The organism is Candidatus Melainabacteria bacterium RIFOXYA2_FULL_32_9, assembly GCA_001784615.1.
Lineage (GTDB): Bacteria > Cyanobacteriota > Vampirovibrionia > Gastranaerophilales > UBA9579 > UBA9579.
In genome coordinates this window covers 1-23,059 of record MFRQ01000164.1, presented here as the reverse complement: position 1 = coordinate 23,059, position 23,059 = coordinate 1, and the positions used below count along the sequence as shown (strand labels likewise).

At 31.0% G+C, this 23,059-nt stretch carries 18 protein-coding genes; 9 read left to right on the top strand and 9 right to left on the bottom strand.

Annotated features, from left to right (window positions below; all coding sequences use genetic code 11):
- Window positions 1-15: 15 nt before the first annotated feature.
- Together A2255_10295 and A2255_10290 are read left to right on the top strand one after the other, a co-directional pair.
- Window positions 16-510, top strand: a complete 495-nt coding sequence (locus A2255_10295) for a tRNA (adenosine(37)-N6)-threonylcarbamoyltransferase complex ATPase subunit type 1 TsaE (protein OGI16822.1) — start codon at window positions 16-18, stop codon at window positions 508-510.
- Window positions 507-1,190 carry a tRNA (adenosine(37)-N6)-threonylcarbamoyltransferase complex dimerization subunit type 1 TsaB gene (locus A2255_10290; GenBank protein OGI16821.1) on the top strand — a complete coding sequence of 228 codons (684 nt, stop codon included), beginning with the start codon at window positions 507-509 and terminating at the stop codon, window positions 1,188-1,190. The genes A2255_10295 and A2255_10290 overlap by 4 nt, the downstream gene beginning before the upstream one ends.
- 327 nt (window positions 1,191-1,517) lie before the next feature.
- On the opposite strand, the gene A2255_10285 is transcribed toward A2255_10290, so the two are convergent.
- Together A2255_10285 and A2255_10280 are read right to left on the bottom strand one after the other, a co-directional pair.
- Entirely contained in the window at window positions 1,518-2,198 is a 681-nt protein-coding gene (locus A2255_10285; protein ID OGI16820.1) for a hypothetical protein, read from the bottom strand.
- A gap of 290 nt (window positions 2,199-2,488) precedes the next feature.
- Window positions 2,489-3,454 (bottom strand): hypothetical protein, encoded by a 966-nt coding sequence (locus A2255_10280; GenBank protein ID OGI16819.1) that lies wholly within the window; start codon window positions 3,452-3,454, stop codon window positions 2,489-2,491.
- A 254-nt stretch (window positions 3,455-3,708) separates the two neighbouring features.
- Between A2255_10280 and A2255_10275 the strand changes: the two genes are divergently transcribed.
- Together A2255_10275 and A2255_10270 are read left to right on the top strand one after the other, a co-directional pair.
- Window positions 3,709-4,356, top strand: coding sequence for a hypothetical protein (locus A2255_10275; GenBank protein ID OGI16818.1), 648 nt, complete (start codon window positions 3,709-3,711; stop codon window positions 4,354-4,356).
- A 176-nt stretch (window positions 4,357-4,532) separates the two neighbouring features.
- A complete protein-coding gene (locus tag A2255_10270; GenBank protein ID OGI16817.1) occupies window positions 4,533-6,143 on the top strand; it encodes a hypothetical protein in 1,611 nt (536 codons plus the stop codon).
- Here A2255_10270 and A2255_10265 read toward each other — a convergent pair.
- Window positions 6,140-7,225 carry a hypothetical protein gene (locus A2255_10265; protein ID OGI16834.1) on the bottom strand — a complete coding sequence of 362 codons (1,086 nt, stop codon included), beginning with the start codon at window positions 7,223-7,225 and terminating at the stop codon, window positions 6,140-6,142. The two genes, A2255_10270 and A2255_10265, sit on opposite strands and share 4 nt — an antisense overlap.
- A gap of 145 nt (window positions 7,226-7,370) precedes the next feature.
- Here A2255_10265 and A2255_10260 point away from each other — a divergent pair, with 145 nt between their 5' ends.
- The 3 genes from A2255_10260 (at window position 7,371) to A2255_10250 (ending at window position 12,638) form a co-directional block, all read left to right on the top strand.
- On the top strand, window positions 7,371-8,690 hold the full coding sequence (locus A2255_10260; protein ID OGI16816.1) for a hypothetical protein: 1,320 nt from the start codon (window positions 7,371-7,373) through the stop codon (window positions 8,688-8,690).
- Between the two features lie 148 nt (window positions 8,691-8,838).
- The gene (locus A2255_10255) at window positions 8,839-10,881 is read left to right on the top strand and encodes a hypothetical protein (GenBank protein OGI16815.1); all 2,043 of its coding nucleotides are present in this window, start codon (window positions 8,839-8,841) and stop codon (window positions 10,879-10,881) included.
- Between the two features lie 20 nt (window positions 10,882-10,901).
- Window positions 10,902-12,638: a hypothetical protein gene (locus A2255_10250; GenBank protein OGI16814.1), complete on the top strand. Its 1,737-nt coding sequence runs from the start codon at window positions 10,902-10,904 to the stop codon at window positions 12,636-12,638.
- An 85-nt stretch (window positions 12,639-12,723) separates the two neighbouring features.
- Here the strand turns inward: A2255_10250 and A2255_10245 are convergent, their stop codons facing one another.
- Window positions 12,724-14,199: a lysine--tRNA ligase gene (locus A2255_10245; GenBank protein OGI16833.1), complete on the bottom strand. Its 1,476-nt coding sequence runs from the start codon at window positions 14,197-14,199 to the stop codon at window positions 12,724-12,726.
- A gap of 370 nt (window positions 14,200-14,569) precedes the next feature.
- Between A2255_10245 and A2255_10240 the strand changes: the two genes are divergently transcribed.
- Window positions 14,570-14,959: a hypothetical protein gene (locus tag A2255_10240; protein OGI16813.1), complete on the top strand. Its 390-nt coding sequence runs from the start codon at window positions 14,570-14,572 to the stop codon at window positions 14,957-14,959.
- Window positions 14,960-15,032: 73 nt separating this feature from the next.
- Here the strand turns inward: A2255_10240 and A2255_10235 are convergent, their stop codons facing one another.
- From A2255_10235 to A2255_10220, 4 genes are all read right to left on the bottom strand, one after another.
- Window positions 15,033-15,524, bottom strand: coding sequence for a hypothetical protein (locus A2255_10235; GenBank protein OGI16812.1), 492 nt, complete (start codon window positions 15,522-15,524; stop codon window positions 15,033-15,035).
- Entirely contained in the window at window positions 15,517-16,068 is a 552-nt protein-coding gene (locus A2255_10230) for a hypothetical protein (GenBank protein ID OGI16811.1), read from the bottom strand. Before A2255_10230 ends, A2255_10235 begins: the two co-directional genes overlap by 8 nt.
- A gap of 364 nt (window positions 16,069-16,432) precedes the next feature.
- Window positions 16,433-17,089: a hypothetical protein gene (locus A2255_10225; protein OGI16810.1), complete on the bottom strand. Its 657-nt coding sequence runs from the start codon at window positions 17,087-17,089 to the stop codon at window positions 16,433-16,435.
- A 13-nt stretch (window positions 17,090-17,102) separates the two neighbouring features.
- A complete protein-coding gene (locus A2255_10220) occupies window positions 17,103-18,179 on the bottom strand; it encodes a flagellar biosynthesis protein FlhB (protein OGI16809.1) in 1,077 nt (358 codons plus the stop codon).
- 538 nt (window positions 18,180-18,717) lie between these two features.
- Here A2255_10220 and A2255_10215 point away from each other — a divergent pair.
- Window positions 18,718-21,771 (top strand): hypothetical protein, encoded by a 3,054-nt coding sequence (locus tag A2255_10215; protein OGI16808.1) that lies wholly within the window; start codon window positions 18,718-18,720, stop codon window positions 21,769-21,771.
- Window positions 21,772-21,921: 150 nt separating this feature from the next.
- Here A2255_10215 and A2255_10210 read toward each other — a convergent pair whose 3' ends face one another.
- Entirely contained in the window at window positions 21,922-22,830 is a 909-nt protein-coding gene (locus A2255_10210) for a hypothetical protein (GenBank protein OGI16807.1), read from the bottom strand.
- Window positions 22,831-23,059: the final 229 nt, after the last annotated feature.

Below are 23,059 nucleotides of genomic sequence, written 5' to 3'. Positions count from 1 at the left end.
GATAACATTGAGAATATGGAAAATTTATTTAAAATACAAGCTAAAAATCTCAATGACACTGATAAAATTGGTTTTGCTATTGCAGAAGCAATTCAAGACAAAGGTGGATTAATATGTCTATATGGAGATATCGGTTCTGGAAAAACCACTTTAGTTAAATCCATAGCCAAACATCTAGATATACAGGAAAAAGTTACTAGTCCAAGCTTTGTAATTTTAAATGAATACCATACCGGCAAAATAAACCTCTATCATTTTGACCTGTACCGACTTGAAGAAGAGGGAATAGAAACTATTCTTGATGAATTGAGAGAATATACAGAAGGACAAAAAGCTATTACAATCATTGAATGGGCAGAGTTTTCTTCGGGTGAATTACCTGAAGACAGACTGGAAATTCAAATAAAATATATTGAAGAAACTGAAAGAGAATTTACTTTTAAAGCTTTTGACGATAAAAGCAAAGATGTTCTAGAAGAGATTATTAAAAGATTACAGGAAAAAGAATGAGAATTCTTACATTTGATACAAGTGGCGATAAGATGTATGTGACCATGGGAAATGATGGCCAGGTTGACATAAGCAGAATTATTGAGAATACAGCCCAACGTTATCATTCAGCTTCATTAATTCCTATAATTGCGGAACTCTTAAGAGAAAAAAATATAACAATGCAAGATATTAATGCAGTTGGAGTAAATATAGGGCCAGGAAGCTTTACAGGAATAAGAGCATCAGCAACTGTAGCAAGGATTATGGCGCAAAATCTTAATATACCAGTTATTGGAATTTCATCTCTTGAGATTTTTTCTCTTATAAATAATACCGATAAAAATTCTCTATGTCTTCTCGATGCCAGGAAAGGCAAGGCTTATACGGGAGTTTATACCCCTGAAGCTGATGTAATTAAAGAACCTACAGCTTTAGAATATAATGATATTATTGATTTTGCTAAAAATAATGATTTCTTTATTATCGCTGATAAAATAATGTCAGAAAAATTAAAAACAGAAGGTCTTGAATGTGTAAATTTACAAGAAACAGACTATGATTTTGGCATTAATTTAGCTAAATTAACTTATAAACACTTAAAAACAGATGATAGAGAACAATTTAAATGGTTCAATTTAAAACCCCTTTATATCCAACCACCTCCAATAACCATGCCTAAGAACCTATCCGGGAAATAAAAAACGTACAGTTGTCATTGCGAAGATTCCGAAGGAATCTGTAGCAATCTATCCATTTTACATTTAAAAGCTAGTAAGGACGCAATAAAAAATACTTACGCATTTTTTATTGCTCGATTATTTGCTGGTTATAAGAAGTGCCAAAGGCACATATATAAGGTTGAAATAGTTAAGGACTTTAATAGTGTGACTGAGTCACCTACAAAAATACCTATTGGATTTTTCATCAAAATCCATAAGTATTTTTTACGCTGTCCTTAGTCAGAATCTGGAAAATGACCACTGACACAGTTACTTTTCTTAATTTATCAAGCTTTTAACAGTGCTCTAGATTAATATATCAGGATCTTTGGAATTATATAATTCATTTAATCTTCTAATATCATTAGAAGATAGATTTTTGTTATTAATTCCTCTATGAAACATAATATCTTTGGAACTGTTACTATGGTTTAAACCCAGAGCATGCCCTATTTCATGAAGAGTAGTTCTTCTTACACGTTCTATCCTGGATGCAGGATTAGCTAATCTATCAATTATAGGATAGACAATAATGGTGATCTCAGCTTTTTCAATTTTATTATTAATCACTTTCAGATTATTTTGACCAACTTCAAAATCCCTACCAAATACCACATTATCAGACCAGGTAATAATAATATCTGCATTATTTATATTCAGAGTTTCTTCAAACCTGATAAGACCGTAAGAAGCTCTGGACCAGGGTTGAAAACATGATTTTACAGCATTAATAAATTCAGGCAAGAATCTTTCATTGTTAACATTTTTACTAACAAAAATTTTTAAAGGAATTTTATCCAGATCCCACCTGGAACAATTATTAGCCCTGTCTTTATCATTGTTATTCCAATATTTTATTTCATCAGCAGATACTTCTTTTTTATACTTTTCCAAATCATTAACCGTTGAATCAGTTTTTTGACTGACTTTAAGAGCTTCAGAAATATTTAAAAAAAGCTTTGAGCCTGTTAAATAATTTATGTTCATAGTTATTCCCTTACTATGAACAATATTAATGATTTCTAATAATAATTCTATCCAGTACTTAAATTATTTTGCAGGCTTACATAAAAACTACTATATTTAGAAACCAACAAAATTTGAGTAGAGGTGTAAAATAAGTGATATAGAACATACTCAGAAATCAAATTTTCCTGGTGTCATTGCGAGGAACGAAATGTAATGAAGTGACGAAGCAATCCAAATAATATTATACTATCTTCTTTGGATTGCCGCGCACCTACGGTGCTCGCAATTGTACATGTCAAGTAATTCGATTACGATTTAGGTATAAAATCAATTGGCATTTTTCCATCTAAACCTTGATGAGGACGATGTTCATTGTAATAAATCAAGTATTCTAGAAGCTCGTTTCTAAGATCTTCAATATCTTCATAACAAGCATCTTCAATCATATCTTCATTTATAGTTTTCCAGAATCTTTCTACTTTACCATTAGTTTGAGGCCTGTAAGGTTTAGTATATTTATGTTTAATTCCCATTTCATAGAGCATTCTCTCAAATGGATGATCCATTTTATTATCTGCATCTTTACCTGAACCGAACTCAGCACCATTATCTGTCATTACTGTTTCAAAGTGTATTTTATACCTGTTAGTTATCATATTAATACATCTTAAAACACTGAACATTACAGTAAGTGATTTAATATCTTCAATTACCTCAACCCAGGCAATCCTGGAATAACCATCTACAATAGCAACAAGATAAAGCTTAGGATAATCTTTTATTGTTATACCTTTACTTAGATAATGACAATCTATATGTGCTAATTCTCCAGCCCTTTGCATAATTATTTTTCGTCTTTCTTGTTTTTGCTGTTTTTTAAGTTTATTTAGACCATATCTTTTACAGATATTGTAAATGCTAGAAGGAGATGGAGCAAATTCTCTTAATTCTTTTTTTAGTACTTCATGAATCTCATAGCGGTTATTACCTTTTTGCCTTAGAATGATTATTTCGTTTTCAATCTTGATATCTGTTCTTCTTGTTTTATACTTTGGACCTCTTTTCTGAGGTAATAGAGATTCCAGAGTTCCTTCATTCTGGTATCTTCTATATATTTTAAGAAAATTTTGCCTTGAAAACCGGTTATATTTGCAGAAATCCTGCACAGTTTTAAACCTGTTATTTTTACCTTGTTTGATTAATTCATATTCTTCTACGCAAGAAAGCATTTTTCTTGCCAAAGTTTTTGAAATTAAATTGTCACTTTTTTGCACGTTACATAACCTCTTTCTCGCTACTTTTCTATTTTAACCATCAGCGAATTATGTAACATGTACAGCAATGACAGTGCGACGATTAGCCGGATTATGGTTCTGAAAAAATTTATCACTTTAATTTTTACCATTACCATATTTTGTACCTAATTTTCTCAAAACATTGCTTTAATAAGTAAAAAACCTTAAAATGAAACTATTGTTTTTACCTAAAGTAATTAACTTAGAGGTTTATCCAGAATAAATTTTCAAATATGGAAGAATTAAAAAAAGGCCAAAAGCTTAAAATAAAATTTAATATTTCATCAATCCGATCTTACGAGATTACTTGTCTTATAAAGGGGATTGAGGATGACAGAATTAACTTAATTTATCCTGAGAATGATCTTTGCTTTGCTAAATATTTGCATGAAGGTAAAGAAGTAGAAGTTGTAATTTACTCAGATAAAGGTATTTATGTTTTTGATTCTATGGTAATAGATTCTCCTTTTAATATAGATTTTGTAATAGAATTTCCGGAAGAAAAGACAAAAGTCCAGAGAAGAGAATATATAAGAGCTCCTATAAGAGCAGATTTTACTTTAAAAAAGGGAGAATATTCAGTTAATAGTGAAACTATCAATATTGGTGGCGGTGGAGTTAGATTTTTAACTGACAAAGAGTTTAAAATTAGTGATAAATGGAAATTTACGCTCAATTTATCCAATTATAATGTACTTGTTAGTGGAATTGGAGAAATTCTCTATTCTATTAAACAAGAAAATAAAATTGTTTCGGTTATTAAATTTTCAGAAATAGAAGAAAGTGCAAGAAATAAAATTATAAAAATATGTTTTGAAGAAGAAGCTAACGGATTAAGAACGAGGTCAAAAATGCCAAACAATATAAAAGGTTTTGTTTAAATAACTAAAAGTTTTTAAGATTTAATAAGCAATTTTTTATTTAATCCTAAATAATTTTAAATTTTTACCGACATGATAAATAAGAATATTTTTTTTATTAATGGTATTATAGAAAGCAAAATACAGAGATAACAATAAATACAGAGATAATTTTTATAAAATATGAGAAAAAATAAATGAGTGAGGCACATTTAGTTCCCGAGATAAGAGAAATAAGGGCTCAAATAGATAAAATGCACAAAGGAGGTCAATTAAAAAAAGCTGTTGAACTTTGTCAATCAGCTTTAAAAGTTGATCCTACAAATCCAGAGCTACATATAAGGCTTGGTGACTTATATCTTGAATGGCACCTTGATATTCACCAACCCAAGCAATATATAGATGAAGCAATAACAGAATATCAGCGTGCTCTTGAATCTAATCTCGACTCTCCTTTAATTTATTATAAACTTGGTACTGCTTTTTATCACAAAGGAGAACTGGATAAAGCTATCAATTATTTTAAACTCTGCATAGAAAATGATAGCAAAATGTTTAACGCTCATTTTATGCTGGCAAGAACTCTTACTAAAAAAGCGAACTACTCTGAATCAATTTCTCCCCTTGAAAAAGCAATAAAATATGGAGGATTAAAATCCTCAAGAGCTCATTATTTAATGTATTTGCTGCTGAATAATAAAACTGAAAAGAATTTTAGAACAAAAATAAAAGCCGGTTTTCACTTTTTGCTGTTTATTTTAACTTTGATTTTTGACAGAGAATCAAAAAAAGAATTTTTCAATAAATTATCATACATACAATTCTTACCTTTATTTATAAGAGGATATTATCTCGAGAAAACCAGGAATATATACAGGGCTATTGACTTATATTCTCAAGCAATTGAAGAAACACCTAGGTTTTTACCATTATATATATTACTTGGTGATGTATATAGATCAATTGGTAAGGTTAGTGATGCTATAAATGAATACAAAATGGCTTTATGGCTTGATTCAACCAGCGTAACAGCTTATAAATCTCTTTGTTCTATCTATGAAGAGCAAAGCGATTATGATAACGCTATAGAAATGTATAAAAAATTAATCGAACTTAATCCAAATGATGCTGTTTATTACAGTAATTTGGCTAATCTTTTATATTTAAAAGGAAAATTTGACGCAGCAATATCCGCTTATCAAACCGCTGTAACCTTAAACCCTAATAAAAAATGGACTAGTGTTATTGCTCAAACACTTGGCTACATTTTCCAAGAATCAAAAGAAAACTTTGATGCAGCAATATCTGCTTACCAAAACGCTTCTTTATTAAACCCTGAAGATATTGATACATATATAAGCCTTGGCAGTGCTTTTTATGATAAAGGTGATTACAATAACGCTCTTATTGTTTATCGTACAGCTCTTGAAATTGATCCAAACAATGCTAGAATTCATTGTAATCTTGGATACTTATTATGGGGTAAAGGTCTGATAAATGAAGCAATAAAGGAATATGAACTGGCTATTAAGCTGGATCCCTCTTATGATATTGCATACAATAATTTGGGTGTAATTTATCTGGATGATTTAGGATATATTCAAAAATCTATAGATATGTTCCAACAAGCAATAAAACATAATCCGAACTATGCTCTAGCCCACTATAATGTTGGCAGAGCAATGGCGATAAAAGGTAATAATATAGAAGCAGCAAGAGTATTCCAGATTGCTCTAGATCTTAACTCATATACAAATGAGTTGGATGATAACGAAATAAAATCAAGAATAGATAATTTATTTGATTAAACTGCCTTAGAAGTAATCTCATCTCCTGCTTGCAGTTTCATCTCTTCTGATATAACACAACCATCAGGAACAACAGAACCAGGCATTAAAATGCTTTTCTGGCCTATTACTGCATTACAAGCCACAATGCAGCCATCAAGTCTTGCTCCCTCTTCAATTGTTACATTATCCCAGATAATACTATTTCTAACATGTACATCATCTTTAATAATACAGTTATTACCAATTATGGAATTACCGTGAAATTTGACATTATCACCTACAATAGTATTATCCCCAATAACAACTTTGCCTCCAAATGCACACTTGGAACTAATCTTGCAACTATCTGAAAACCAGCCAAGATCATGCTCTTTATAAGGAGGATTTACACTAATTTTTGAGCTAAAAACATCGTAAGAAGATAATCTATATTGATTTATAGTTCCTATATCATTCCAATACTCTTTAATTACATGAGCATAAAGAGGTTTATTATTATCCATCATTGCAGGAAATACATTCTTCGCAAAGTCATAAAATGTATTTTCAGGAATATATTTAAATACATCTGTTTCAAAAACATAAATACCCGTGTTTACAAGATTGCTTTTTGCTTCACTAACACTTGGTTTTTCTTGAAATCCTATTACTCGCTTATCATTATCAACAACAACAACCCCAAAATGGCTGACATCAGAAATAGGAATCTCTTTTAAAGCCATAGTAGCTATAGCACCCGAAGACTTATGTTTTTTTATGAGATCATCAAGATTTACATCGGTTAAAGCATCGCCACTAATTACTATAAACGTTTCACCAGGTTCAAAGAACCACTCACATTTTTTAACTCCCCCGGCTGTTCCCGATAGCTCAGGCTCATAAACATAATTAAAATTAACATCCAGATTATTATGCTCAAGCTTTTTGTGAATAAAATCTGCCAGGTAATGAGTGTTTGCTACAACGTCTTTTATTCCAAACTTTTTCAGGTGAGTAAGTATTAACTCTATTATTGGCGTGTTAACAACTGGAATCATTGGCTTTGGAACGGTCTGGGTTAAAGGATCTAGTCTTGTACCGACTCCAGCCGCCATTATCATTGCTTTTTTAACCAAAATTCCTCTCCTTAAGCTTAATTTTTGTATCTAAAATTAACTTTTTCAATATTAACCTGTTTTTCAAATCACGTTTTAATGTTATATAACAAATATAAGTATTTTCGCAATTAACAGAAGGAGTACTTTAGTGGCTAGAATTTCACCTATACAAGGTATAACCTATAATTTATCAAAAGTAGATATAAATAAGGTAGTTGCTCCTCCTTACGATGTTATCTCAGATCAAGAGCAAAATGAACTGTATAATTTATCGCCAAATAATATTGTAAAATTGATTTTAGGCAAGCAATCATCTATTGATAATGAAGATAACAATCGTTATGCCAGATCAGCTAAGTCTTACAAAGAATGGTTACACAATGATATTCTTGTAAAAGCTAAAAAACCTTGTATTTATTACTATATTCAAGATTATACCACATCAAAAGGAAATCGTATTTCAAGAAGAGGATTCATTGCAAAAAATTATCTTGAAGAATATTCTTCAAACGGCGTTTTACCCCATGAATATACAATGGGAGGGCCTAAAGAAGATAGATTAAAACTTATGAAGAGTTGTAAAGCTAATTTCAGTCAGATCTTTATGCTTTACTCAGATCCAGAACATGAGATAGATAAAGCCTTTGATGTTCCTGATACACCTTTTATTGATGTAACAGATAAGCAAGGGATTCGTAATATAGTCTACATTATAGATAATGAAAGTACAATAAATAAAATTACAGAGCTAATGAAAGATAAAACTCTGCTTATAGCTGACGGCCATCATAGATATGAAACAGCTCTAGCTTATCGTGATTATATGAGATCACAGTATCCTGATTATAAAGAAGAAGATGCTTTTAACTGGGTAATGTGCTACTACACTAACCTTGATGATGAAAATTTAAAAGTATATCCTACCCACAGAATAATTACTAAAGATACAGACCCTGAAAAACTCCTTGGAAAACTAGGAGAATACTTTGATATAGTGGTATATCCATTTGAAAAATCAAATAAAGATAAAGTTAAAAACCAATTCTTACAGGAATTAGAGAATATCTTCCAGAATAATATTGCTTTTGGCATGTACCTAAAAAATGTACAGAAATATTTTCTCCTTAAGTTAAGGGAAAAAGGAGCTGTAAATAAAATACTTGAAGAAAAACAAGTTCCTGATGTACTTAAAAAACTTGATCTTTCTGTTCTTCATAAGCTTGTAATAAGCGATTATCTTAATATATCCGAAGACGATCAAATAAAACAAAATGGGGTTAAATACATTAAAAAAGAAAGTGAAGCGTTTGATGCAGTAGAAACTAATTCCGCAGAACTGGTTTTCTTAATGGCAACACCAAAGATCCAAGATATAAAAGATGTCTCACAAGCAGGCTATAAAATGCCTCAAAAGTCCACTTATTTCTATCCAAAATTACTCAGTGGCCTGGTAATAAATCCTTTATAAGGAATTCACATGTCTTAATATTTTATACGTATTGTATCAACTTTTGATCTTTAAGTGTTTTATATCCATGTTATTTCTAATTTACAAATATCATTGAAATAATTTTTTAAAGAAATAGAGGGAATAGGAAATCTGGGAGTTAGAGTTCATGATAATGGAGTTATCCTATAAAACTAATGAAAACATCAATAGATTTCACAGAGGGATTGGGAAAGCAATTCCATTCACTTCTTCATCAAAGAACAAAGACAAAGAATCCCCCTTACCAAAAATTTTATATCCACATCCAAGTGGACAAAGAACAGTAAATATACCTGTTCCTTTTGATGTGGGGACAGAAATTATAGAAAGAGCAAATAAAAGAGGTGTAAATATAGGGGATTATCTAAAAAAAGTTTTAAGAATATCTGGAATATCTCCTGAACCAAGCGTTTCTGCAATTGTTGGAAATACAAAAGTTACCACACTCATTGGTTCTAAGCAAATTTTCGATGAAACTATAAATCTTATTAAAAATGCCCGTAATAATGATGATATACAAATAAAAATGTTTGAATTCCAGAATTTAAAGATTGACGGTGATATATGGGCATCTAATGGTGCAGAAACTGTTGCCGGTTGGAAAAAGCAACAAGAAATTCTTGATTTGCTTGTTAAAAAGAAAAAAGGGAATCCTAATTTAAAAATCCAAGTAATTTTAGATGATCATAAATGGTATGAAGATTCTAAGGGTAAACCTCTCAGACATTATAATAATCAGAAAATGATAGAACACTTAAGAGACAATAATATTGATGCTGTGCCAGCTCCAATGTCTCACCAAGGTGGTTCAAAACTTCAACACGATAAGCTCATTGCCGTTGGTGGCAGAAAAGTTATTATAGGTGGCATGAACTGGGGTAATCATTCTCCCGCAAACCATGATGCTTGTGTACTTATTGAAACACTACCAAAATATAAACATTCAGAAGTAGATAATATAATTTCAGAGATATTTAATAAAGACTGGGCTTTTGCTTGGAAAAAAATAGGCGATTCAAACCCTGTAAATGGCCCTGTTACGAAAGAAGAACAAAAAAATTATGGTGGGATACGTAAGGTAATACATCCTGAATCTGTTAAATATTCAAAACTTGTTAAAGAATTATATGGTTCTCCTGAATGTCAAAACAGATATCGTGATGGAAAACTGGATTTACCGGAAGTAAAACCTATTGAAAACCCTGCAATTAAGATTTTAACTACTTCACCCAGAGAATATTCAGAAATTGGAGCAGAAGGTTCTGAATCTATAGGTAATTATGTAAAAGAAAAGCTTGACTCAGCTAAATCGTTAAAGGCTGAATTGTTTGTTTTGTCACATCCTGAGATTGTTGAAAAAATTATAAGTCGTCATAAAGAAGCTCAAAAAGGTGGAAGGCCTTTTGATGCTCATATTATTCTATATTCTGGAATCCCTGAAGAATTTCCTTACTGTCAAAATGCAATAAAGGCTTTATATGAAGCCGGTGTTCCTTTAAGAATGTATCAAGTTAACGAGGAGATCGAACAAAGAATGCATTCTAAATGGGCTGTATTTGATGATAAGGAATTATTAATTGGTTCTGCAAATTGGTCTATGACTGGCTTGGAAAGTAATTTAGGAACAGGTAAAAGAAATGATTATCCTTTATCTGATAAAAAGATAGACACTCAAATATATCAGTATAAACCCGCTATCAATGTTCTTGAAGAGCAATTATCATTAAAATCTATCTTTAATAAAGATAAAAAAGCAGACATGAATAAGTTAAAACATAGAAAAAAAATGTTAGTGCACATAAAAAAGAACTCTAATTCAGATGAGGAAACATCAAAATTTACGATAGAAGGAAAGAAAATCACACTAACAAAAGCTACAAAAGCTGTTATGAATAAACTTATAGAGTATTATGATCTTATTAACATCATAGAGAGAAGGAAAGGGCGTTATAAACGTGGTAATCATGAATGCAGCGTTGTGATAGACAACCCTAAAATAACTTCAACCTTCTTAAACCAATTCAAAAAAGATTGGGATTACAGTGAACCTTCAATACCTGATGGATATGGCGCTAATGTGCAAACTAAAACCCAGTCTGATTTAAGTTTTAAAGGTAATAATATTATCAATTTACCTAAAAATAATAACACTCTTAATTTAATGGCATAAATTTTTTAAAGGATAAACAAATGCTTGTACAAAATAAAATTCCTCATAATACACAAAATATTAATCCTATAAAAAATGTCAATTCTACAAAAAAGATTGATTGCTCTAATGTTCCCTCAAAATCAATACAAAACCAGGAACCCTGGCACATACCTTTTAGAAACAATTATCATCAATTAGCTTTTCTAGGAAATACTGACCATAATAAAATAGAAGATATCATCAAATCAGTAAACAAAAAGTATCAAGGAAAAGGACTTTTAGATAAAAACTTTATTGATTGGTCTAAAGTTGGCTGGAACAACTTAAAACAAGAACCTATTGATTGGAAAACAGCTAATGATTCTGAAATCATGACATTCTGGTATGCTTTAGCATTAGCTGAAATAAAGGAAAATGATTGGCCAAACAGATTTAATCCTACCAATGTTCCAGCTCATCTAGCTGTACAGCGTGCTCTAGCAAGCCAAGAAGGTATAAAAATATTTTTCACAAATTTAGAATTATTAAAACTATCTAATTTTTCTGACGATTTAAAAGCATTAAGAAAAAACGTAATTGATGAAGATGATTCCGAAATACTAAAAACTCTAAACCAGCCTGTTATAAATCCAGAAACCGGAAAATTAAATTTTGGATTTATAGCTTTTGATACCGAAACAACCGGAACTAATATATATCCTAAAAAAGGACCTGTAGATAAAATTATACAAATGGGAATAGTAAAAGTTGACCCTGATGAGAAAATCAGACCTGATGGTGTTATTAATCAATTAATCAATCCTGAAGTTGAAATACCGGAAGAAGCAACAAAGGTTCACCATATTACAAATGATATGCTAAAAAATGAGCCTATTATGAATAAAGTTTTACCGGAATACACAAAAAAATATATGGATGGCAATTTACTTGTTGCTTATAACGCTAAATTTGATATAGGGATGATAAATAATGAAATAAGCGAATATAACAGAAAGCATCAAGATAAAATCAGTAATAGAAAAATTTATCTTACTCTTGATCCTTATATTTTAATTATGAGAATACATCCTTATTTAGGTTCCAAAAAGACTTTAAATGAACAGCATAAGTTTTTATTCGGTCGTGACGTAGAAGGAGCCCATGATGCTCTTGAAGATACAAAAGCTACAATAAATATTTTAAAGTATTGTTGCCATTATCTCAATAAACATTATAAACCTAGCAAAGAAAACCCTAAAAAACACCTGACAATTAGAGATGTCTTAACTTTTCAACTAGGAGGAAAAGTTAAAGATTTAAATATTAAACTAGACACTTGCGGTTATAATGCAGAAAAGGATAAGGACCTATCATATGAACTAATAGACCTGGGAGTAAATAATTATCATGATGGCTATGTAATATCAACACCAAGTAATAGGAATCCTTACAAAAAAAATGTTATTGCAGAGGTAGCTTCTAAAATAGGACCCGATAATGTTGCAAAATTAACTGATGAAGAAAATCATTGGGCTTTAAATAAAAAATATAAACTACTTAGAAACTTTAAGAAAGTTCTCGATATAATTGGAATAGAAGGATATAATGGTAAATCCAAAGAAGAAATCTTTGATATTATTGCTGAAAAGTCAATTCATCATAGCAATAATCAAGTTATAAGAATCTGGATGAAAAATGTTAAGCTTAAAGATCAAGAAAAAGGCAATGACCTTCCTGATATTGATATAGTGCGCAAAATAATGACAGAAAATGAAGACCAAGACAAACAAGCATAAATAATAAAGTACTCATCTTTTAAAGTTTAAAGATAAAAGAGACTCGTTATTTATAACGAGTCTCTTTTAAAATTATGAGAAAAATTTATTCTTCATCTTTTTCAGGATGAACATAAGGATTTCTAGGTCTCATTGTTGGGAAAGCTATTACATCTCTTATGTTTGCTGAATTGGTTAAAAGCATAATAAGCCTGTCTATACCAACTCCAAGACCACCTGCTGGAGGAAGTCCATATTCAAGAGCTGTAATATAATCTTCATCAACTTCATGAGCTTCTTCATCACCGGCTTTTTTAGCTTCCATTTGTTGCTCAAAACGTCTTTTCTGATCAATTGGATCTGTAAGCTCTGAAAACGCGTTAGCTATTTCCCAGCCATTAACTCTTGTTTCAAATCTTTCAACAAGTCTTGGATTATCTCTATGTGGTTTAGATAAAGGTGATATATCTCTTGGATAATCAATTATATGAACAGGTTGAATAAGGTGAGGTTCGACTTTAACTTCAAATACTTTGTCTAAAATTTTACCCCAGGAGTCATTTTCGTCTATTTCGACACCAAGATTTTCAGCAGCTTCTGCAGCCTCAGGCTGGGAAAGAAGTTGACTAAAATCAATATCAGTATATTTCTTAATAGCACCTGTCATTGTTAATCTTTGCCATGGTGGAGTTAAGTCAATATGTTTTCCTTGATAATCAAGGATCATGGTTCCAAGAACTTTTTGAGCAACATAACTAATTAAATTTTCTGTAAGAACCATCATTTCATTGTAATCAACATAAGCCTGATACAGTTCAAGCATAGTAAATTCAGGATTGTGTTTTGGAGAAATACCTTCATTTCTAAAGTTTCTGTTTATTTCAAAGATTTTCTCACTGAGTCCGCCTACCATTAATCTTTTTAAATGGAGTTCTGGAGCAATTCTTAAATACATTTTCATATCAAGAGTATTGTGATAAGTTATAAACGGTCTTGCTGCAGCCCCACCCGCTATAGTTTGAAGCATTGGAGTCTCTACTTCAAGAAAACCATGGTTTGTTAGATAATCTCTTATTTCTTTAATAATTAAGCTGCGTTTACGAAAAGTATCTCTAACTTCAGGGTTTACTATCATATCCAGATAACGTTGCCTATAACGTGTTTCCACATCTGTAAGGCCATGCCATTTTTCAGGCAGTGGTAATAAAGATTTAGCAAGTATTTTAAAATCTTTAACTTTTAAACTTAACTCTCCTCTCGGAGTTCTTCTGACAGTTCCTGATGCTCCAATAATATCTCCTACATCAAGGAGTTTTAAAATTGCAATTTTATCTTCAGGAACATTATCTTTATGAGTAAATAACTGGATTTTTCCCGAACTATCCATTAAATCAATAAACATACCGCTATTTCTCATAGCCATAATTCTTCCAGCTACATTATAATATTCACTAACTTCTTCTCCAGGTTGTAAATCTACATATTTATCATGTAACTCCTGAGCAGAAGCAGTTCTATCAAATGTATAGGGATAAGGATTAATCATTTTATCAGCCAAGTCATTGAGTTTTTGCAATCTCATATTTCTTAATGTCTCAATGCTTGTTTGTACTTCCTTCTGAGTCAAGTTAACCTCCAACTTTTATGCATAAATTGAACTTCTGCTTAAATTTTATCACCAAAATATTTAACAATATTCCTGAATATTTAAAAAACCGGATAGGGTTTTTTAAAGAAAAAATGAAAAAACTTTCTAAATCATTATAATATATATCGATTCAGTAAATATCAGAAAAACTGCTAAAAACATCTCTTTTACATGTTTGTAAAAGTTTGTAACTTTTATAATTAGTATTTAAGCTTTTCTCTAAAGTTAAAAAGCATGTAAACCGATAAATACAACAAGAGGATAAAAATGAAATAGAAAAATAATAATATAAGGAGAAACATCTATGACAGATTTAAACGGTATTAACCCAAATTCACACATCAGAGGAAAGAAAATAGAGAAAAAAATCCATGAAGAGAATAAAGTAGCTAAAGAGCAGGAATCTGTTATTGTTCCTCCAAAAACAAATTTTAAAGAAGCTGATGAAATATTGAATTTCTTGAATAATTCTTCTCTACCTCTTGATAATGTACAAAAAAAACAAAAGAAAACCATTCAAGTATCAAAACATGTAAATCCTGAACAAGCTCAAAGAATATCCAATTCTGTAAACAACTGCATTAAAGCATTGTTATCATTTGAAGAAGCTGCAATAAAAGAATTCGGTCTCTCTCAATCAACAGCTCAAGCTCTTGCAGTACAGGCATTTGAAGAGCAATACATGCCTTCCTAGCACTTTATTGAATTAGTTTTATAAAGCGGGTATGTTTTCCTTTGTTTCATGTAATACTGCTCCAAGAAAGTAATTAATAAGTGGAACAAATAGATTTAACTGTATTCTGGTTATTTAGAAGATTATAAAGAGCATCATTGACCGTATTTCTTAAGTGATAAATATTTTCATAGAATCTGTTTTTAATAAATTCATCTTTAAAATATTTCCATAATCTTTCAATAGGGTTAAAATCTGGTGAATAGGTGGGGAGATAAAGCAATCTGATATTTTCAGGAACAGGGAAGTCTGGAGTTCCTTGTGCAACGTGAAAAGAAGCATTATCAAGAATCAATATATTATCATAGTCCGAATAATTCTCGGATAATTCCTGTATAAACATTGATACGGTTTGAGAATCTATTTTATCTGTTTGAATAAAAACAGTTTCTCCTATATCAGGGGATACACCGCCTATTATGCAATCACATTTATATGATCGATTAGTTTTTATTAGTCTTCGAGTATTTGTTTGCATCCAATCATATAAAACACCTGATTCAAGAGTTACTGTTGTTTCATCCATAAACCATATTAACTCGTTTTCCTTGAGATTTTTTTTTAATTTCTTCCAATTTCCATAAGAAACGTTGTCTGTGTTCATCGCTTCTTCGGTAATCATACATACCAGACTTTTTCCAGGATAATCCATTTTCTTTCAAGTAATGTCTAAGTGTTTCAGGGGTTAATCGTTTTCCTAATTTATCTTCTATCCTTGCACATAGCATTTTACAAGTTATTCTGCCTTGATAATTCTCTTCCGGCTGTCCTTTTATTTGTTCAATGATTTCTTTTTCTTCTTCTTTTGTTAATATCCTTGGTCTTCCTGATACGGGCTTGTCTACTAGTCCTTTATACTCGAACTTATTCCAGTTCCTTATCCATTTTGCTATAGTATTTCTATTCTTGTTTAATCTTCTTGATATTTCTTCATTTGAGACTTGATTATTACTCCATAATATTGCTCTTAATCTATCTCTAACTTTTGCATTCTTTTCTTTATCAATAAATTCTTGGATTTTATGTCTTCCGCCAACTATGATCTTTGCTCTCTTTACTTTTTCTGACATGTGAATCTTGCTTTCCTGCTTTTATTAATTAACCTCACAATATCATTTTGACACATGTCCACTTTATTTTCTTGGAGCAGTAAAAGTAAACAAGAAAAAGTTTTTACACATTTATAAAATAGTAGAAAGGTCATCCCGGGCTTGACCCGGGATCTAATCACATTTCAACTCTAAGCTATAACTGTATAGATGCCGGAACAAGTCCGGCATGACATCAGTGAATATTTTTTCTTTTCTCCTTAAATAACTAAGTTACACTTTTATGACATCAATTATTTCAGCGAGGACTTAATAGCATCAGCTACGGAGAAAATATACCCGCTCAAGTATCTAAATTTATAACCCAATACTTAAAAGAGAAAGATCAAAAATGATCTTTCTCTTTTAAGTATTCTCTAACTGAGTTAAGAGAAGCTTGAATAATCCTTGTTACTCTGGAAGAAGATAATCCAACCTGCATCGCAATATCTTTTACCTGTAAGTTTCTATAAAATCTATATTCCATAATGGTTCTTTCTTTAGGAGGAAGCTTTTCTATTGCTTCTCTAATTACTTTTCCTAATTCCATTATTTCTAATCTTTCATCAGGCAAAGCAGAGCCATCTTTAATAAAGTCGAAAGGTGAATCATTTTCAGATGATTCAGCAATACTGTCTATGGACAAAATTGTTTCATATACAGCTTCTCTGACTTTTTCAGGAGAAACATCTAATGAGGAATCTGAACCATCTTCTCCTTCAGTAGATGTTGCTGTTTTGGCATGTTTAAGAGAATACCATTTATAACGATTACGAAGTTCATTTCTTATAGCCCATCTAATAGCAGTAGCAATATAAGCGTCATTATATTTAGCTAATTGTTCTTCTGTCTTATCTTTAACAAGAGCTTGAATAGCTATTATACCAATACTCATAAGTTCTTCATATTCAACCATATGAGACGGAATACGCCTTTGTTCAACTCTGGCTACTTTTTCAGCTATAGTTATATATTCTTGTATTTTAGTTGTTTGTTGTACCATAAATTTTCAATCTTTAAGTTGTACTGGTTTCATATCTCTTACGCAGATTATATACGAACATGAGAATTTCTGCCACTGCTTTATATAATTCTGGCGGAATCTCTTTATTTATATCAACAAGCCGGAATAAAGCTCTTGCTATCGGTGGATTTTCTACAACAGGGATGTTATGTTCTTTTGCTATTTTAATTATTTTTTTAGCAAACAACTCTGTTCCCTTAGCAATTACTTTTGGAGCACGCATTTCTTCCGAATTGTATTTTAGGGCAACTGCAATATGAACAGGATTTACAGTAACAAAATCTGCAGTTGCAACAGCCTCAAGCATAGTTTGTTGTAGCATTTGCATGCGCCTCTGTCTTAAAGCTGCTTTTACATGCGGGTCCCCTTCCGTATTTTTATATTCATCCTTTATCTCTTTAAAAGACATTTTCTGGTCTTTGAGGAACTTCCATCTTGTAAACATATAGTCAGCCCCGGCTATGACCAGGAACATTATTCCTGCTTTAAGGACGAATTCAACTATCATTCTACCAAATTCATGCAATATTGAGAATGTATTTTCTACAGCACATAAATTTAAAATTGCAGGAATGTGTGCTTTAAAAACCAAAAAGCCAATAAATCCAAGGATTAAAACCTTTACTATATTTTTAGCTAACTCAAAAAGAGTTTTTACAGATAGAAAAATATTTTTAAATCCGTTTACAGGATTTAGTTTATCGAGTTTTGGTACTAAAGGAGTACCTGTAATAAGGGGGCCTATTTGCATAAGATCCCCTAAAACTGCAACTAAAAGAGCTGCAAACAATATAGGCAAAACTATTAATACAGCCGGTACCAGAGTTAAAAAATACAGATACTGTAGTCCAATATTTTCGATACTTTTATTAGGAATTTGCTCATAAAGAAGTATAAATAATCTTGCAACCTGATCCCAAATAAAAGGTGCCATATAGTAAAGAAGCATAAACATTGCAAGCAAAGAAATAGCTGTAGACAGGTCTTTACTCTTAATAACTTGTCCTTCATTCCTGGCTTTTCTTAATTTCTGTGCTGTAGCCTCAAACTGCTTATCTTCGTCAGCCATTTCTTTCTCTTTATTTTTTGTTTTCTTTTAATAGATATTATACTGAAAAAGCAGATTAAATCTAAAAAATACCTGCTTAAAAATTTATTTTTTCACTGAATAAAAGTTTTTGAGGCATTCTTTGTTTTTAAACTTTCATTAAAAAAGCTTAATATTAGTTAACAAACATTCTTTTTATTAAAATTATTCAACTTTGAAATGTAATTAAACTTAATTTTCACTCATGCTTTGTAATTAATAGTAAAATTATTTAAGTATTTATCCCACAAAAGAATTTCTTTGTCATTATGAGCATCTCCGGTACTAGGCAATCTTTCCAGCATGGATATCTTTTTGGAAGGTTTATGTATAATAAAGATCTATTATAAGAATTCAAAAAAAGATGCTTAGAGATTGCTTCACAAGATAAATTTTTAAAAATATCCTTGCTAAAAGGTTCACAATGACAACAAAAACTCGTTTTCAGGTAAAATCTTAATTATCAATCATTCCAAACAATCTCAAAACATAACATATACAAGTCATTAGAGGTAAAATAATGCTTCAAGAAGCAACAAAAATACTTTCATCAGCATTCACAGACAGTTTTGTAAAAAGATTATGTCTTTATCTCCATGATTGTGTCAGAGAAGAAGTAAAATCTTCTACTTTCAGAAATTTAAATCAGGATAAAGATAATAAATGGATATTTGTTGAAGGAGAGGAAACACTATTAACCAATCCTGAATCTTTCTTAACCCTTGACGGTGCAAGCAGTGAAGTTACTGAACTTATGGTTCAGGCTGAAATCTCTCAGAAAGATCATTATTTAATCTATGGACACCTCTTTTTAACAGGTAAAAATACTAAAAGAAAAAGAGGTGAAGAATTTCTTACTCCACTTCTTTATGTCCCATGCAAACTTGAGAGAAATGGTATAAGTATTACTTGTACATTAACGGACGAAACACTTTCTCTTAATACAGGATCTTTAGCAGAATTACTAAAATATGATGATGAAGATAAAGTAGAACACCTATTAGAGGGTTTAATAGATGTTGTACCTGATTTACCTCTTACCAATGAGGGAATTCAGATATTTCTTACCACATTAAAATCAATAATTCCTGATATTAACATAGATGAGAATGTTACAGATAAATTGACTGTTTCACATAAATCAGCAATTATTCTCACCAAAAGGCCCACTGTAACAGCCGGATTACTTCATGAATTAACCCAAATGGCAGAAATGCCTGTTGGTGTTTATAGAGAAACTGCTTTATCAATTATTCAGGAAGAATTTAGTAAGTCTAAAAAAGCAAAAACTCAGCAAGGAATAGCTTTTGATAATAAAAAGAATAAAAAAGAAGAATCTTTTTACCCTATAACACCATTAGATCTAAGTAATAGCCAGAAAGATGTTTTAGAGGCAACAAAACAATATCCTGTTGTTTCAGTCTGCGGACCTCCTGGAACAGGTAAATCTCAAACGATCGTAAACCTTGTTTCTCATCTTGTAGCATCAGGCAAGACTGTTCTGGTTGCTTCCAGAATGGATAAAGCAGTTGATGTTGTAAGTGAAAGATTAAACAATCTTGGAGCTCCATTTCTATGTTTAAGAGCAGGCAGAGCAAATTATCAAAAACAGTTAAACTTCCAGCTTCAGGATCTTCTTGCAAATAAAGTAGACCTGGATTCAGGTTATGAGTTATCAATTTTATCAAACGCTGATGATATGAAAGCTCTTTATAAAACAAAGGCTGATCTTGAAAATAAATGTCAAAAAATACTGGAACTTGAAACTATTTGGCATGAAGCTCTTCAAAAATATAAAAAACACATCGAAAATCCGGATAGTGAAGGGGTAATAAAGACTGAGCTAACTAAATCCGAAATAGAAAGCTATAAAAACCTCTTAAATCAATTGGAAAAATCTTTAGAAAAAGCAGGGTTAATAAATTCCATTCTTACAAAGTTCTCTTTTAATAAGCTACGCAAGAAGCTCAATTTAAATGATATTGAGCCTTCTTTAAAAGCCATAGATCAACTCCGACTAAATTTATTAACCAAAGAACTGGCTTTAAGCTTAAAAAACATTGAAGGATCTATAGGAAAAATAGGCAATATTCATCAACTTTTAGATAATTTAAAAGAATTAAGGCAAAAGCAAAAATCTTTATCCAAGGATATTCTTAAAAATCAAAGAAGAGAATCTTTAAAATCCTTAATTAGAGATCAATTTAAGAGACAGACTTTATATATTCATTCAAAAGCACTTGTTGAAAGAAAGAAAAACCTTCAAAACAGACTCCTTCAGGATGAAGATTTCAGACCTTTACTTGAAGCTTTCCCTTGTTGGGGTGTAACTACTTATGCAATATCAGAATCTTTACCTTTAAAACCGGGGCTATTTGATGTTGCAATAATAGATGAAGCCTCACAATGTGATATTGCAAGTTGTTTCCCTGTTATGTTTAGGGCAAAAAGTGCTGTAATTGTTGGTGATGATAAACAGCTTTCTCATTTGTCATTTCTTGAAAAAGCTAAAGAACAGTCTTTTTTAAGCAAATATAATATTCCTGACAGATATCAAATAATGTGGAGATTCAGGACTAATTCAATATTTGATCTTGCTAATTTCTATTCAGTACACCCAATATTGCTTGATGAACATTTTAGAAGTCGTCCGCCAATAATCAACTTCAGTAATCAGGAATTTTACGGTAACAGAATCAGGATTATGAACCGTGAATTAGCTCCTGCTGATTGTATAGAGCTACACATAGTAAAAGATGCTAAAGTTGATCTTGATAATACAAGAAATATGGCTGAAGCAGAGAAAATTATGGAAACGCTTCAGGATATTATAATTAATGATGAAAAAAATAATAGAAAACCGTCTTCAATTGGAATAATATCACCTTTCAGAGGGCAGGTTGAACTGATTAAAAAAGCAATAAGTCAGGTAATTACTGATGATATTGTCAGAAAACATCAGATAGAAGTAGGAACGGCACATACATTTCAGGGAGATGAAAAAGATATCATTCTTTTATCTTTCACACTTGCTTCAAATAGTCATCATCAGAGTTTAACATTCGTCCAAAAACCAAATTTATTCAACGTAGCTATAACAAGAGCAAGAAAACAACTGATATGCTTTATCTCAAAAGAGCCTGAAACTCTTCCGGCAGGTTTATTAAGAAGTTATGTTGAATATATTAGATCAAATCAACGAAATGCCAATATAAATCCTGAATTAATACAGGAAAACTATAATAATTCAATGGAAAAAGAAATAGCAGAATTATGTAGAGAAGAGGGATTCAAAGTTCTTCCAAACTTTGAGTCAGCAGGATTTAATATTGATCTGGTTATTTCTAATGAATTTGATTCTATAGCTGTTGAATGTTGTGGCTATAATGAATCAATATCTCTGAATCCTTCTGAAAACTCCAGACAGGAAGATTTCTCAAAAGAAATATGGAAACAATCGATTTTAGAAAGATGCGGCTGGAAAATATTAAGAATTACGGCAAGAGAATGGAGTTATAGCCAAAAAGCTTGTATTAACAGAATTAAAGAAAGTTTAACGGGTCAAAATTTCTAAATTTATAGTTGCAAGTGCACCTGCATAAGTTTATGAGATTGCCACGCAAGTATGATTATTCCTTAAAAATTACGCTACATGGCTCGCAATGACAGTGCGAAGCACCTCGCAATTGACAAACACAATTACTCAAATTGCAACTTGAGTAACTTATTTAAAAAGTGCTTGAAATTTTGGATTATCAGCTAAATTAGCAAAACTTTTCTCCATCAATGCTATATCTTTAATTATTTCATTGAGTTTAATTGCTAATTCAAGCTCTTTTATAGCTTCATCAGCCTTTCCAATATTTGCATAACTACAAGCTTTTTTATAGATTAACAAAGCATCAAGAGAATTAAAATTAAGTGCTTCATTAAAGAACTTAAGAGCATCCTCTGCATAACCTTGAGATAAATATAAATCACCAATCTTATAATACAAAATAGGATCATCTGGACTTAATTCAAGGGCTTTTAAGTAAAAACTTAAAGCTATATCAGCCTGATTTGTATTAATAAAACATTGAGCTAAGTATTCATAACTTCTACTTGAATTTGGATCTAATTCAATCGCTCTTTGAAAATGCACAATCGCTTTTTTAAACTGTTTTATTTCACAAAATAAAATTCCAAGATCAAAATGGCATGCTGAATCATCAGGATTCATTTTGAGAGAATTCATATAAGCATTTATAGACTCATCGTATTTTTCCATTTTGCTGTAAGCAACACCTATATTGTAATAAGCAAGAGCTAGATTAGGCTCTTTTTCAAGGGCTTTCTGGTAATATTTGACAGCTTCAGCATATTCCTGAATATCAATAAGAAAATTTGCATAATTATATAAAATTTCATAACTATCTTTATCTTGTTCTAGAGCTTGTAGATAATATTTCTTTGCAGTCTGTATACGATTTCGCTGAGCCTCCACTTTAGCAAGGTTAACCCAACCAAGAGAAGCTAATTCTCGACATTCAGTAAGCTTTAGAAAACTTTCAAACGCTTTTTGGTGTTCTCCAACTTTTAAATATAACTCACCTATTTCTAAATAGTGTAAATATGGTTGAAATTGGTCCAATTTTCATACTCCATTATTCTTTTTGCCTTGATATCCTCTATTAAATTAAAACAATATTCACTTTTTCTGTCTATACTATTAAAAAATGAGGCTATAATTTTTTTCTAAATTTTGCACCCTTTTAATTTTAAAAAATAGCTAACTTGAGTTGCTAAATAGGCAAATTTAGCTTCTGTATTAGATTATAAGCACAAAGTATAGAAAATACTCTGGCTAAAAATGACTCGGT